The following is a 13,617-nucleotide window of genomic DNA, read 5'->3' on the forward strand; positions in this document are numbered from 1 at the left end:
CCGGGGAGGCGTCCGATGTGCCCGTTATTCGGCTCATCGCTGGTCGCCGCCTCCCCGACGCGGGCTCACGACCCCGCGCTGCCGGAGGACCCGACGATGTCCGACGAGTAGAGACTGCCGCCTCCGCCACTGCCGGCGGGCGGCGCGGTCCAGCCGATCGGCACGTGGCCGAGGCGCACCCGCTGCGGGTGGTCGCCCACCGAAACCGTCGCGACCCGCTGTCCGGTGGCGAAGTCGATCGCCGCCACGGTGTCGTTCGCGCTCTCGGAGATCACGCACTGCGTCCCGTCGCCGTTGACGGTGGCCCAGTACGGCTTGCCGGCCGGGACCGGCGTGGTCGCCTCCAACGTCGTGGTGTCGACGGTCGTCACGTAGTCGTCCATCGTCCCGGCGATGCACAGCCGGCTGCCGTCGGGGTTGATCGACATGCCGTGGTGGCGTGAGTCGTTGACCCAGGTGGTGCGGTCCGGGTTGGTGGCCGGGTTCTTCGGAAGTTCCTTGATCCGGGTGATCTTGTCCGTGGCGACGTCGTACTCGACGAAACCGTTGAAGAACGACACCTGGAAGTACAGCTTGTCCTCGTTCGGGCTGAACGCCACCGGGCGCACCGCGTCGGAGAGGTCCGAGCGGCCGAACGCATCGAGCCGGTCACGCATGTCGATCACCTCGACGACCTGGAAGGTGTTCGCGTCCACGACCGTGATCCGGCGGTCGCCCTTGGTGGAGTCCTGCTCCGGCGCGTCGGTGTTCGAGGTCACCTCGCCGATCGACATGTTCCAGAGGTAGCGGCCGCCGTCGGTGAAGACGTTCTCGTGCGGCTTGTCGCCGGTCCGGAACGATCCGACCTGCCGACCGGTGGCGATGTCCAGGACGTGCACGGTGTTGCTGGTCGAGGCGGACACCGCGATCCGGGTGCCGTCCGGTGAGACGGCCATGTGGTCGGCCCGGAAACCGGACACCGGGAAGCGCCAGTTGACCTTCCCGGTGGTCAGGTCGATCGAGACGACGTCGGCGAAGCTGGGCCGTGAGGCGACCACCGCGGACCCGTCGGGCGTCGTGTACATGTCGTCGACGAACTGGTCGTGGCCCTCGCCCGCGGTGGCTCGGATGCCGAGGAAGTAGGCGAGCTTGATCGGGTTGAGGTTGATGTCGCGCAGTCGCTCGTTCTTGTCGGGGATCATGTCGATCCGGCCGAGCTTGTCGTAGCTGCCGGTCGAGTCGATGACATCGGCGGTGCCGTCCCAGTTGTTGCCGACGAACAGCACTTCGTCGAGCCCCGCGGGGTCCGCGGCGGCGGTCGGTGCGCCGACCGCCAGCGTCGAGAACACCGCGGCGGCCGCCACGGCGACGGCGCACCCCCGTCCCGGAACGGTCCTGCGTGACGTCATCCGTGCCCCCTCGTCGACTCGATTGTCGGCGGCAGGTTAGCAAGCGAATCCACGGCGCATACGGGAAAACGCGAACACCGCCCGCCGCGCCGGGATCCGCCGGCGCGGGGGGCGGTCGTCGGGTCAGTTCGCAGGTTCCGCCGCGGCCTTGCGCGCTCGGCGGCGCGAAGTGATCAGCCCGAGAGCGAGGATCACGAGGAACAGCACGGCGGTGGAGATCAGCTGCTCGCGCGCGTCCTCGTCGAACGCCATCAGCACCACGAAGCCGCCGAGCAGTGCCAGGGTGAGGTAGCTCAGGTACGGGAACAGCCACATCCGCACCGACAGTTTGCCCTCGCGCTCGAGGTGTGGCCGCAGGCGTAGGTGAGCGATGACGATGAACACCCAGATCACCAGCAGCGCCGCACCGACGGCGTTGAGCAGGATGCCGAGCAGGTCGTCGGGAAGCAGCCAGTTCAGCAGGACGCTGACGAAACCGAAGAAGACCGACAGCAGCACCGCGTTGGTGGGCACGCCGGACTTCGACAGCTTCGCGAGCGCTGCGGGGCCGTCGTTGCGCCGCGCCAGCGAGAACGCCATGCGGGAGGTGCCGTACACGTTCGCGTTGAACGCGGACAGCAGCGCCACCACCACGACCAGTTCCATGAGGCCGGAGACGTACGGGATGTTCGCCTTCTCGAGGACCGCGACGAAGGGGCCGTCTTGCAGTTCCGGATCGTTCCACGGCAGGACGAAGACCATGATCGCGATCGCGCCGATGTAGAAGACGCTGATCCGCCACATGACGGTGCGGACGGCGGTGGCGATCGACTGTTCGGGGTGCTCGGACTCGGCCGCGGCGATCGTGACGATCTCGATGCCGCCGAACGCGAACGCCACGACCAGCAGGCCGGCGGCGATGCCGGCGAAGCCGTTGGGCATGAACCCGCCGTCGCCGAGGAAATGGGTGAAGCCGACCGGGTCGGTGCCGGGGAGCAGACCGAAGACGAGCAGCACACCGACCACGAGGAAGCCGATGATGGCGGCGACCTTGAGTGCCGCGAACCAGAACTCGAACTCGCCGAAGTTGCTGACCTTCGCGAGATTGACGACCGCGAAGAACGTCACGAAGACGAGGGCGATCACCCACTGCGGAACGCCGGGCAACCAGTCGTTCACGATCGCCGAGGCACCCGTGATCTCGGCGCCGAGCACCATGATGAGCATGAACCAGTACAGCCAGCCCATCACGAAGCCGGCCCACTCGCCGATGCCGATCCGCGCGTAATGCGAGAAGGATCCGCTCGCAGGCAGAGCGGCGCCCATCTCGCCGAGCATGCGCATCACGCACACCACGACGAAACCGGCGAGCAGGTAGGAGACGAGGACCGCGGGGCCTGCCTTCGCGATCCCGACGCCGGTCCCCAGGAAGAGACCGGCGCCGATGGCCGACCCCAGGCCCATCATCGTGAGATGACGGACCTTGAGGCCGTGCCCTAGTCGAACGGGGGTTTCGGTGGAGCTCACAAGCCGAGAATCAGTCGTTGGCGTGCAGTGCCGCGTTCAGTTCCACGCCCGTGCCCTTCCACGGCACCACCTCGACCGCGCCGGAGACGGAGTTGCGGCGGAACAGGATGTTCGACTGGCCGCTCAGGTCGGCGGCCTTGACGACGGTGCCGTCGGGACCGGTGACCTTGGTGCCGGCGGTGATGTAGAGGCCGGCCTCGACCACGCAGTCGTTGCCGAGCGAGATGCCCAGGCCGGCGTTGGCGCCGAGGAGGCAGCGCTCGCCGACCGAGATGACCTGCTTGCCGCCGCCCGACAGGGTGCCCATGATGGAGGCGCCGCCACCGACGTCGGAGCCGTCACCGACGACGACGCCCGCGGAGATACGGCCCTCGACCATCGAGCTGCCGAGCGTGCCGGCGTTGAAGTTCACGAAGCCCTCGTGCATGACGGTGGTGCCGCTCGCCAGGTGGGCGCCCAGGCGGACCCGGTCGGCGTCGGCGATGCGGACGCCCGACGGGACGACGTAGTCGACCATGCGCGGGAACTTGTCCACGCCGAACACCGTCACCGGCCCACGGATCCGCAGGCGCGAGCGGACCAGTTCGAAGCCGTCGACGGCGCACGGTCCGTAGCTGGTCCACACGACGTTGGCCAGCAGGCCGAAGATGCCGTCGAGGTTGATCGAGTGGGGGGCGACCAGGCGGTGCGACAGCAGGTGCAGCCGCAGGTACGCGTCGTGCGCGTCCACCGGCGCCGCGGACAGATCGGCGATGGTCGTGCGTACCACGACCTGCTTGACCTCGCGGGCCTCGTCGTGGCCGGCGAGCAGCGCGAGGTCCGACGGGATGTCGGTTCCCTCGAGCGCGACGGTTCCGTTCTCCTGGTACTCGCCCAGTTCGGGGGCCGGGTACCAGGTGTCGAGAATCGTGCCGGACTCGGTCACGTTGGCGACGCCTACTGCAGATGCTCCCTGTGCACTCACGGATGCACAGGTTACGCGAACGCGCGGACACGCTCCGGACGCGGTGAGCCCATCGCGATCCCGGGTCCGCGTTCCGACCGGTCGGGTAGCGCGGCTCGGGTGCCCCTAGTCTGGAACGGTGAGCCTTCTCGATCTGCACGCCGACCCCATCGATCTCACCGCCGCCCTCGTGGACATTCCGAGTGTGTCGCAGGACGAGGGCGTCATCGCCGACGTCGTCGAGGCCGCGCTGCGGGAACAGACCTCGGGGTTCGAGGTGATCCGCAGCGGCAATGCGGTACTCGCCCGCACCGACCGCGGCCTGCCCAGTCGCGTCATGCTCGCCGGTCACCTCGACACCGTGCCGATCGCCGACAACGTGCCGAGCCGTCGCACGTCCGACGAGCGCGGCGACCTGCTGCACGGCTGCGGCACCGTCGACATGAAGTCCGGCGACGCGGTGTTCATGCACCTCGCGGCGACCGTCTCCGACCTCGCCCACGACCTGACGCTGGTGTTTTACGACTGCGAGGAGATCGCCGCGCAGTACAACGGACTCGGCCGGATCGAACGCGAGCTGCCGGAATGGCTGCGTGCCGACGTCGCGATCCTCGGCGAACCGACGGGCGGCTTCATCGAGGCCGGCTGCCAAGGCACGCTGCGGGTGCGCCTGACGGCGTCGGGCACCCGCGCGCACTCGGCGCGATCGTGGCTGGGTGACAACGCGATCCACAAGTTCGCGCCGGCACTCGCGCGGCTGTCGGCGTACGAGGCCAGGTCGGTGGACATCGACGGCTGCGTGTACCGCGAGGGCCTGTCCGCGGTACGGATCTCCGGTGGGGTGGCCGGCAACGTGGTGCCCGACGCCGCCGAGATGGACGTCAACTTCCGATTCGCGCCCGACCGCAGCGTCGAGCAGGCGATCGACCACGTCCGTGAGATCTTCGACCCGTCGGCCCTGGGCGGCCTCGAGCTGCGATTCGAGGTGACCGACAGCTCGGCGGGCGCGCTGCCGGGCCTGTCGCATCCCGCGGCCGCGGCACTGATCGAGGCGGCCGGTGGGCAGTACCGCGCGAAGTACGGCTGGACGGACGTCTCGCGTTTCTCGGCACTCGGGATTCCCGCGGTCAACTACGGCCCGGGCGACCCGAATCTGGCGCACAAGCGGGACGAGCACGTCCCGGTCCACCAGATCACCGACGTGACGCGCGTGCTGCGTGGGTACCTGAGCGTGTGAACGCCTAGCCTTGGCCGCATGGCACCTGAGAGGAAGACCGGAGCGGCCCGGCAGGGAAACGCATCGGTGAAACATCGCGGCCCGGTCATGCTGCGGCGCGACCGCAAGGCCGAGGTCACGACCGCCGACCGGAGGCTGCTGGACCAGCGTGGGCCCACCGACTGGGTACACACCGACCCGTGGCGGGTGCTGCGCATCCAGAGCGAGTTCGTCGAGGGGTTCGGTGCCCTCGCCGAGGTGCCGCGTGCGGTCACGGTGTTCGGCTCCGCCCGTACGTCGGAGGAGTCGGCCGAGTACGGACTGGCCCACGACCTCGGCGCCGCACTGGTGCAGGCCGGGTTCGCGGTCATCACCGGTGGCGGCCCCGGCGTCATGGAGGCCGCGAACCGCGGTGCCAGCGAGGGCGGGGGCTACTCGATCGGGCTCGGCATCGAGTTGCCGTTCGAGCAGCGTCTCAACGACTGGGTCGATCTCGGGATCAACTTCCGCTACTTCTTCGCGCGCAAGACGATGTTCGTGAAGTACTCGCAGGCGTTCATCTGCCTGCCGGGTGGGTTCGGCACGCTCGACGAACTGTTCGAGGCGCTCACTCTGGTCCAGACGCGCAAGATCACCCGCTTCCCGATCGTCCTGGTCGGCACGGAGTTCTGGTCCGGTCTGGTGGACTGGCTGCACAGCGTCCTCGAGAGCACGGGGAAGATCTCGCCCGGTGACATCGATCTGATCCACGTCACCGACAGCATCGACGAGGCGGTGCGCATCGTCGTCGAGTCGCAGCAGGGCGTGGACGAGGCGGCGCTCCTCGGGGACGAGGACGAGTGGTGAGCGGCGACAAGTTCGCCGTCTGCGTGTACTGCGCGTCGGGTCCGGTGGATGCACAGTTCCTGCAGCTGGCCTCCGAGGTGGGCGCCGCGATCGGTCGTCGCGGATGGCAACTGGTCTCCGGCGGCGGCAACGTCTCGATGATGGGCGCCGTCGCGGAGGCGGCCCGCGCGTCCGGTGCGTGGACGATCGGTGTCATTCCGAAAGCGCTGGTGCACAAGGAAGTTGCCGACGTCGACGCGGACGAGCTGATCGTCACCGACACGATGCGCGAACGCAAGCAGATCATGGAGGACCGCGCCGACGCCTTCATCACCCTCCCGGGCGGTATCGGCACGCTCGAGGAGTTGTTCGAAACGTGGACGGCGGGATACCTGGGGATGCACGCGAAGCCGGTGGTGATGCTCGATCCCGTGGACCACTTCCGGCCGCTGCTGGACTGGCTCGACGGCCTGGAGACGCAGGGCTTCGTCGCCCGGCGGGCGCTCGACGGTCTGATCGTCACACGCGATGTCGAGGAAGCGCTGGACGCCTGCACGAGGTGAAAGTGGTTCCCGTCGAGGGGTTCCGGGGACGGGGCGCAAAGGTTACTGTGAAGTAAGAACCGCCCCGTCCCCTCCCGACAAGGATGCCGATGAGTTCCGACGCCACTGCCCCGACGATCGGTCTCGTGCAGCTGGCGCTGCAACTCCCGCGGATGGCGACCGAACTCCCGAGCCTGGCGCGTGGGGCACTGGGCTTGACCCGCAAACCCGACGCGCGCGTGTCCATCGGACGGGTCTTCCAGGAGCAGGCGCAGCGCCAACCGCACCATCCGTTCATCCGCTTCGAGGGCGAATCCGTCACCTACGGCGAGGCGAACGCCCGGGTGAACCGGTACGCCGCCGTCCTCGCGCAGCACGGCGTCCGGCACGGCGACGTCGTCGGCATCCTCATGAAGAACCGGCCCGAGACGCTGCTGCTGACACTGGCGGCGGTCAAACTCGGGGCCGTCGCGGGGATGCTCAACCACAATCAGCGGGGCGACGTCCTGGCGCACAGTCTCTCGCTGCTGGACAGCCGGCTCCTGGTCGTGGGGGAGGAGTGCGGCGAGGCGGTCGCATCCTTGGAGGGTGCTCCGCAGGCTCGGACGGTGCTCTCGGGCGCCGACCTCGACGCCGCCGCCGAGGGTGCGGATGCGTCGAATCCTGCTGTGTGCGAGCGCATCCAGGGCAAGGATCGGGCGTTCTACATCTTCACCTCGGGTACGACCGGACTGCCCAAGGCGAGCCTGATGAGCCACTTTCGCTGGCTCAAGAGCATGTCCGGCCTCGGCGCGATGGGAGTTCGTCTGCGCCGCAGCGACACCCTCTATTGCGCGCTGCCGCTCTACCACAACAACGCCCTCACGGTGTCGCTGTCGTCGGTGCTGTCGTCGGGCGCCACCTTCGCCATCGGGCGCACCTTCTCCGCGTCCAGGTTTTGGGAGGACGCGAAGGTCAACGGGGCCACCGCCTTCGTCTACATCGGCGAGGTGTGCCGGTACCTGCTCAACCAGCCGCCCAGGCCGACCGACCGGGACAACGACATCCGCCTCGTCGTCGGAAACGGGTTGCGCCCGGAGATCTGGACCGAGTTCACCGAGCGATTCGGGATCGACCGGGTGGCCGAGTTCTACGGCGCGAGCGAATGCAACATCGCGTTCGTCAATGCGCTCGGGGTCGACCGCACGGCCGGACTCTGCCCGCTGCCCTACGCCGTCGTCGAGTTCGATCCCGACACCGGCCGGGCCCGAAGGGATTCGGCCGGCCGCCTGCGCCGGGTCGGCACCGGAGAGGTGGGACTGCTGCTGTCGAAGGTGACCGACCGGGCACCGTTCGACGGGTACACCGATCCCGACGCCAGCGAGAAGAAGCTCGTCCGAGACGGATTCAAGGACGGCGACTGTTGGTTCGACACCGGCGACCTCGTGCGCACCCAGGGGTTCATGCACGTCGCGTTCGTCGATCGGCTGGGTGACACGTTCCGGTGGAAGGGCGAGAACGTCGCCACGACAGAGGTCGAAGGCGCGCTGTCGGCGTGTCCCGCGATCGACGAGTCCGTCGTGTACGGCGTCGCGGTGCCGGGGACCGACGGCAAGGCGGGCATGGCGGCGGTGACGATGCACCCGGGGTACGAGTTCGACGGGGAGCTGCTCGCGAAGGAGCTGTTCGACCGGCTGCCCGTGTACGCGATTCCCCTGTTCGTGCGCGTGGTCGACTCGCTCGAGACGACCTCGACGTTCAAGAGCCGCAAGGTGGGACTGCGCGAGGAGGGGTACTCGGTGAGCGTCGACCGGCTGTACGTGTTGGCCGGCCGGACCGACGGCTACGTGCCCGCCTACGCGGACTACGCGCGTCACGTCGCCGAGGGGAATGCTCCCAGGGCGTAGTGCGATCCCCGTCATGCGACTATGGGGGCATGGCACCCCGCCCCGATGACACCTCGGCCCCCGGCCACGTCCTGCCCACGCTCTGCGGCAGGCCGGTCGCGACCGATCGTGCACTCGTGATGGCGATCGTCAACCGCACCCCGGACTCGTTCTACGACCGCGGCGCCACGTTCACCGACGAGGCAGCGATGGCGGCCGTCGATCGCGCCGTCGCCGAGGGCGCCGATCTGGTCGACATCGGCGGGGTCAAGGCCGGCCCGGGCGCCGTGGTCGACAGCGCCGAGGAGATCCGTCGCGTGGTGCCGTTCGTGGAGGCGATCCGCGCGCGCCACCCGGACGTGATCATCAGCGTCGACACGTGGCGCAGCGAGGTGGCACGACTCGCGTGCGCCGAGGGTGCGGACCTGATCAACGACACGTGGGCGGGCGCCGACCCCCATCTCGTGGAGGTCGCCGCCGAACTGGGTGCGGGAATCGTCTGCTCGCACACCGGGGGTGCGGTGCCGCGCACCCGCCCGCACCGAGTCCGCTACACCGACGTCGTCGCCGACGTCGTCGACGAGGTGGTCGGGGCGGCCGAGCACGCGGCCCGACTGGGTGTGAAGGCGGACTCGATCCTGATCGACCCGACCCACGATTTCGGGAAGAACACCTTTCACGGACTCGAATTGTTGCGTCGCGTGGAAGATCTCGTTAAGACCGGATGGCCCGTGCTGATGGCGCTGAGCAACAAGGACTTCGTCGGAGAGACTTTGGGGGTGGAACTGGCCGAGAGGTTGGAGGGCACGCTCGCGGCGACCGCGCTGGCGGCCGCCGGCGGCGCTCGCGTGTTCCGCGTCCACGAGGTTGCCTCGACCCGGCGTGTGGTCGACATGGTCGCCGCGATCATGGGTACCCGGCAGCCCGTCCGCACCGTACGGGGGTTGGCATGAGCATCACCGAAGCGTCGCGCACCTGGACGGACGCCAACAGTTGGGATCACCCGTGCTGGAGCATCGCCGAACTCGAGCGGGCCAAGGCGGGGCGAACGGTGTCGGTGGTGCTGCCGGCACTCAACGAGGAGAAGACCGTTGCGGGTGTCGTCGACACCATCCACCCGCTCCTGGGTGGGCTCGTCGACGAGCTGATAGTCCTCGACTCGGGCTCGTGCGACGCGACGGCCGAGCGGGCCGCCGCCGCCGGGGCGACGGTCATCAGCCGTGAGGACGCGGTCCCGGGCCTGCCCCCTGTGCCCGGCAAGGGCGAGGTGCTGTGGCGTTCGATCGCCGCGAGCAGCGGTGACCTGATCGCCTTCGTCGACTCCGACCTGGTCGAGCCCGATCCGGCGTTCGTCCCCAAGCTGCTGGGCCCGCTGCTCACGGTGGACGGGATCCACCTGGTCAAGGGCTACTACCGCCGTCCGCTGCGCGTGAGCGGCACCGAGGACGCCAACGGCGGCGGTCGGGTCACCGAACTGGTCGCGCGTCCCATGCTCGCCGCACTGCGTCCGGAGCTGACGTGTGTGCTGCAGCCGCTCGGCGGCGAGTACGCCGGTACCCGCGAACTGCTGTCGTCGGTGCCGTTCGCGCCCGGCTACGGCGTCGAGATCGGCCTGCTCCTCGACACGTACGACCGTCTCGGGCTCGCCGCGATCGGGCAGGTCAACCTGGGCGTGCGCAAGCACCGCAACCGGCCGCTGTCCGAGCTCGGCGTGATGAGCCGGCAGATCATCGGCACGATGCTGCGGCGGTGCGGCGTCGACGACAGCGGTGCCGGACTGACACAGTTCGTCTCCGACGGCGACTCGTTCGTCCCGGCGCGAACCGACGTCTCGCTCGCGGATCGGCCGCCGATGAACACGGTCCGTTCCTGACAGCCCTCACGGTGCGTGTCGGAGGTTCGTGACAGTATCGGGGCATGCTGACGGTCCTGCTGTACCTGGTGATCATGGCGCTGGTCGGTGGCCTGCTCTACCTCGCCGCCAGCGCGGTGTTCGGTCGTTCCGAGGAACTGCCACCGCTGCCGGCGGGGACCACCGCGACGGTGCTGCCCGCCGAGGGGGTCAGCGGTGCCGACGTGCGGGCGCTGCGGTTCCAGCAGACGCTGCGCGGCTACAAGGCGAGCGAGGTGGACTGGGCGCTCGATCGTCTCGGTCGGGAGATCGATTCCCTGCGAGCGCAATTGGCGGAACGTGTCGACGTGCCGGCGTCCGACGGTCCCGACGACTCCGCCGGGCCCGACGACGCGGAGGCGGGCCGATGAGCGCGGTTGTGGGGGAGGATGTTTCGTTGGCGGACGGGCGACCTCGCTGCCCGTGGGCCGTCGACACCGACGGTTCCCGGATCTACAGCGACTACCACGATTTCGAGTGGGGGCAGCCGCTGCACGGCCGCGATGCGCTGTTCGAGCGACTCTCCCTCGAGGCCTTCCAGTCCGGGCTGTCGTGGATCACGATCCTGCGCAAGCGAGAAGCGTTCCGGGAGGCGTTCGCCGGATTCGACCCCGAGGCCGTGGCGGCCTTCACCGAGGACGACGTCGCGCGACTCCTCGGTGACGCGCGCATCGTCCGCAATCGGGCGAAGATCGAGGCCGTCGTCGCGAACGCGCGCGCGGTCCTCGACCTCGCCGACACCGACCTGGACACGCTGCTGTGGTCGTTCGCCCCGCCGCGGCGCGCGCGGCGGTACGAGCGAGTCGAGGACGTGCCCGCAATCACTCCCGAGTCGACCGCGATTGCCGCCGAGCTGAAGCGTCGAGGCTTCCGATTCGTGGGTCCGACCACGGCGTATGCACTGATGCAGGCCACCGGTATGGTCGACGACCACCTCACCTCCTGCTGGGTCGAACAGCACGGGTAGAGGTGTCTGATTCGAGTGGTTTTTTCGCCTCAGCTACCCGGCAACCCACTCGATAGGGAAGAATGGAGTACAGAGCCTCGCTAAGTGCTGGCGAGGCACCCACGGTAACCCGAGGCGCTAGTCGAAATCCGGCGCAGATGTGGAGGGAGCAGAGGATGGCGGCCATGAAGCCCCGGACCGGGGACGGTCCCCTCGAGGCAACCAAAGAGGGACGAGGAATCGTCATGAGGGTTCCGCTCGAGGGCGGCGGACGTCTGGTCGTCGAACTCACCCCGGAGGAAGCTGCGGCGCTCGGGGACGAACTCAAGGGTGTCACCAGCTGAGAGGATCCTCTCTCTTCGGTGTTCCGGCCGGGTCGATTCGTCGACCCGGCCGGCGCCTGCAGGTGGCGAACGATCTTCCGGAAAGGGCACGGCGGTACAGGTGCTGACGGATGTGTGCGCACTGCTCGCGTGCCCGCAATGCGGCGACGAGTTGGACCTGCTCGACCGCGCCCTCGTATGCATGCGCGGCCACAGCTTCGACGTCGCCCGACAGGGCTACGTGACACTGCTGACCGGCGCCGCGACCAAATTCACCGGCGACAGCTCCGAGATGATCGCGGCGCGCGACCAATTCCTCGGATCGGGTCACTTCGACCCCCTGATGGACGCGGTCGCCGACGCCGTCGCGCAGACCGTCGACGGTGACACCGAACCGCGAATCCTCGAGATCGGTGCCGGCACCGGCCACTACCTCGCCCGGGTGCTCGACGCGGTGCCGGCGGCGCAGGGCATCGGCCTCGACGTCTCCAAACCCGCCGCCCGGCGACTGGCGCGCGCACATCCGCGCGCCGCGGCGGTCGTCGCCGACGTCTGGCGGGCCCTGCCCGTCCGCGACCACGTTCTCAGCCACGTCCTGTCGGTCTTCGCGCCGCGCAACGCCGCCGAGATCGACCGTGTGCTCGCCGACCACGGCACCCTCGTCGTCCTCACGCCGACCGACCGGCACCTCGCGGAGTTGGTCGACCTGCTCGGGATGGTCCGCGTCGACGACCGCAAGGTCGAGCGACTCGGCGAAACGGTGGCAGGGCGGTTCGACCGCGCCCACCGGACCCCGGTCGAGATCCGGATGATGCTGTCACGCCGAGACGTGGAGAATCTCGTCGGAATGGGCCCCTCGGCCCGCCACCTCACTGCCGAGCGGCGGGCGGAGGCGATTGCCGCACTGCCGGAACTGTTCCCGGTGACGGCATCCGTCGTCGTCTCGACCTACCGCCGAGCCGCTACCGCCGACTGAGCACGTCGGCGTACACCTCGAGGGTCTGCTGCGCGATGCGCGCCCACGAGAACTCCGCCGTCGCGCGCACGCGACCCGCCCGGCCCATCGCGGCCGCACGGGCCCTGTCGGTCGCGATCTCGTTGACCGCCGCCGTCAGTGCGTGCTCGAACGCCTCGGGCTCGTACGAGTTGTAGTGCACCAGTCGACCGGTGACCCCGTCCTGCACCACCTCGGGGATGCCGCCGACGTCGGACGCGATCACGGCCGTCTCGCACGCCATCGCCTCCAGATTCACGATGCCTAGCGGCTCGTACACCGAGGGGCAGACGAACACCGTTGCCGCGGCGAGTATTTCGCGTACCTGCTCGGTGGGGAGCATGTCCCGGATCCAGACGACCCCGGCCCGGTGCGCCGAGAGTCGGGCGACGGCCGCCTCCGTCTCGGCGGCGAGTTCCGCGGTGTCCGGGGCGCCCGCACACAGGACGAGCTGGATCGCGGGATCGAACGCGTGCGCCGCGGCCACGAGGTGGCCCAGCCCCTTCTGTCGCGTGATCCGGCCGACGAACACGACGATCGGGCGACCGGGATCGATCCCATGCGCCGCCAGTACCGACACGCGTCCGGGCGCCGCCGGGCCGGGATGCCACACCTCCGAGTCGATCCCGTTGTGCACCACGTGGACCCGCGCCGCGTCGATCGTCGGATACGTGTCGAGGACGTCGGCCCGCATGCCGGCGCTCACCGCGATGACGGCGTCGGCGTGCTCCATCGCGACGCGCTCGGACCAGGACGAGACGCGGTAGCCGCCGCCGAGCTGCTCCGCCTTCCACGGTCGCCGCGGTTCGAGCGAGTGCGCGGTCACGATGTGCGGGATGTCGTGCAGCGCGCCGGCCAGGTGGCCCGCGAGCCCCGTGTACCACGTGTGCGAGTGCGCGACGTCGGCGCCGTCCGCCGCCTGTGCCATCCGCAGTTCGGCCGACAGCGTGCTGAGGGCGGGATTGGCGCCGGCGAGTTCGGGGTCGGGACGGTGCACGAACGCGCCGTCGCGGGGGACACCCATGCAGTGCACGTCGACCTCGCACAGCCGGCGCAGGTGCGCGACGAGTTCTGTGACGTGGACCCCCGCGCCTCCGTAGATCTCCGGGGGATACTCCTTCGTCATCATCGCGACCCGCACCGGGTAAACGTAACCGCCGGAACCCGTTCCGGCCAGC

The 13,617-nt window shown here is 69.2% G+C and carries 14 protein-coding genes; 10 read left to right on the top strand and 4 right to left on the bottom strand.

The genetic code is table 11. The features are described from left to right. Nucleotides 1-65: 65 nt before the first annotated feature. The 3 genes from ABTV10_RS07645 to dapD form a co-directional block, all read right to left on the bottom strand. Nucleotides 66-1,388, bottom strand: a complete 1,323-nt coding sequence (locus tag ABTV10_RS07645; RefSeq protein WP_499033687.1) for a YncE family protein — start codon at nt 1,386-1,388, stop codon at nt 66-68. A 123-nt stretch (nt 1,389-1,511) separates the two neighbouring features. Further along, entirely contained in the window at nt 1,512-2,894 is a 1,383-nt protein-coding gene (locus ABTV10_RS07650) for an amino acid permease (protein ID WP_499033689.1), read from the bottom strand. A gap of 10 nt (nt 2,895-2,904) precedes the next feature. After that, nucleotides 2,905-3,858, bottom strand: coding sequence for a 2,3,4,5-tetrahydropyridine-2,6-dicarboxylate N-succinyltransferase (gene dapD, locus ABTV10_RS07655; RefSeq protein ID WP_433611291.1), 954 nt, complete (start codon nt 3,856-3,858; stop codon nt 2,905-2,907). Between the two features lie 118 nt (nt 3,859-3,976). On the opposite strand from dapD, the gene dapE reads away from it, so the two are divergent. The 10 genes from dapE (at nt 3,977) to ABTV10_RS07705 (ending at nt 12,421) form a co-directional block, all read left to right on the top strand. Continuing rightward, entirely contained in the window at nt 3,977-5,074 is a 1,098-nt protein-coding gene (gene dapE, locus ABTV10_RS07660; RefSeq protein WP_499033691.1) for a succinyl-diaminopimelate desuccinylase, read from the top strand. A gap of 18 nt (nt 5,075-5,092) precedes the next feature. After that, nucleotides 5,093-5,899, top strand: coding sequence for an LOG family protein (locus ABTV10_RS07665; protein WP_499033692.1), 807 nt, complete (start codon nt 5,093-5,095; stop codon nt 5,897-5,899). Continuing rightward, a complete protein-coding gene (gene log, locus ABTV10_RS07670; protein ID WP_499033694.1) occupies nt 5,896-6,441 on the top strand; it encodes a cytokinin riboside 5'-monophosphate phosphoribohydrolase in 546 nt (181 codons plus the stop codon). The genes ABTV10_RS07665 and log overlap by 4 nt, the downstream gene beginning before the upstream one ends. A gap of 89 nt (nt 6,442-6,530) precedes the next feature. Further along, nucleotides 6,531-8,306, top strand: coding sequence for a long-chain-acyl-CoA synthetase (locus ABTV10_RS07675; RefSeq protein WP_499033696.1), 1,776 nt, complete (start codon nt 6,531-6,533; stop codon nt 8,304-8,306). A gap of 29 nt (nt 8,307-8,335) precedes the next feature. Beyond that, the gene (folP, locus tag ABTV10_RS07680; RefSeq protein WP_499033697.1) at nt 8,336-9,238 is read left to right on the top strand and encodes a dihydropteroate synthase; all 903 of its coding nucleotides are present in this window, start codon (nt 8,336-8,338) and stop codon (nt 9,236-9,238) included. Next, nucleotides 9,235-10,158, top strand: coding sequence for a glucosyl-3-phosphoglycerate synthase (locus ABTV10_RS07685; protein WP_433611303.1), 924 nt, complete (start codon nt 9,235-9,237; stop codon nt 10,156-10,158). The genes folP and ABTV10_RS07685 overlap by 4 nt, the downstream gene beginning before the upstream one ends. 44 nt (nt 10,159-10,202) lie before the next feature. Next, complete coding sequence (locus ABTV10_RS07690; protein ID WP_499033698.1) at nt 10,203-10,547, top strand: DivIVA domain-containing protein; 345 nt, start codon at nt 10,203-10,205, stop codon at nt 10,545-10,547. After that, nucleotides 10,544-11,143 carry a DNA-3-methyladenine glycosylase I gene (locus ABTV10_RS07695; protein WP_499033700.1) on the top strand — a complete coding sequence of 200 codons (600 nt, stop codon included), beginning with the start codon at nt 10,544-10,546 and terminating at the stop codon, nt 11,141-11,143. The genes ABTV10_RS07690 and ABTV10_RS07695 overlap by 4 nt, the downstream gene beginning before the upstream one ends. Nucleotides 11,144-11,307: 164 nt before the next feature. Then, nucleotides 11,308-11,466, top strand: a complete 159-nt coding sequence (locus ABTV10_RS07700) for a DUF3117 domain-containing protein (RefSeq protein WP_499033701.1) — start codon at nt 11,308-11,310, stop codon at nt 11,464-11,466. A 100-nt stretch (nt 11,467-11,566) separates the two neighbouring features. Continuing rightward, on the top strand, nt 11,567-12,421 hold the full coding sequence (locus tag ABTV10_RS07705) for a putative RNA methyltransferase (protein ID WP_499033703.1): 855 nt from the start codon (nt 11,567-11,569) through the stop codon (nt 12,419-12,421). On the opposite strand, the gene glgA is transcribed toward ABTV10_RS07705, so the two are convergent. After that, on the bottom strand, nt 12,408-13,580 hold the full coding sequence (glgA, locus tag ABTV10_RS07710) for a glycogen synthase (protein ID WP_499033705.1): 1,173 nt from the start codon (nt 13,578-13,580) through the stop codon (nt 12,408-12,410). The two genes, ABTV10_RS07705 and glgA, sit on opposite strands and share 14 nt — an antisense overlap. Nucleotides 13,581-13,617: the final 37 nt, after the last annotated feature.

It is taken from the genome of Paraburkholderia sp. RHO2 (assembly GCF_050955445.1).
GTDB lineage: Bacteria > Actinomycetota > Actinomycetes > Mycobacteriales > Mycobacteriaceae > Prescottella > Prescottella agglutinans_A.

Bases quoted from the DNA above. Each gene is read 5' to 3' on its own strand.
- ABTV10_RS07645 (WP_499033687.1), bottom strand. From the start codon at position 1,388: ATGACGTCACGCAGGACCGTTCCGGGACGGGGGTGCGCCGTCGCCGTG.
- ABTV10_RS07665 (WP_499033692.1), top strand. From the start codon at position 5,093: ATGGCACCTGAGAGGAAGACCGGAGCGGCCCGGCAGGGAAACGCATCG.
- ABTV10_RS07675 (WP_499033696.1), top strand. From the start codon at position 6,531: ATGAGTTCCGACGCCACTGCCCCGACGATCGGTCTCGTGCAGCTGGCG.
- folP (WP_499033697.1), top strand. From the start codon at position 8,336: ATGGCACCCCGCCCCGATGACACCTCGGCCCCCGGCCACGTCCTGCCC.
- ABTV10_RS07685 (WP_433611303.1), top strand. From the start codon at position 9,235: ATGAGCATCACCGAAGCGTCGCGCACCTGGACGGACGCCAACAGTTGG.
- ABTV10_RS07690 (WP_499033698.1), top strand. From the start codon at position 10,203: ATGCTGACGGTCCTGCTGTACCTGGTGATCATGGCGCTGGTCGGTGGC.
- ABTV10_RS07695 (WP_499033700.1), top strand. From the start codon at position 10,544: ATGAGCGCGGTTGTGGGGGAGGATGTTTCGTTGGCGGACGGGCGACCT.
- ABTV10_RS07700 (WP_499033701.1), top strand. From the start codon at position 11,308: ATGAAGCCCCGGACCGGGGACGGTCCCCTCGAGGCAACCAAAGAGGGA.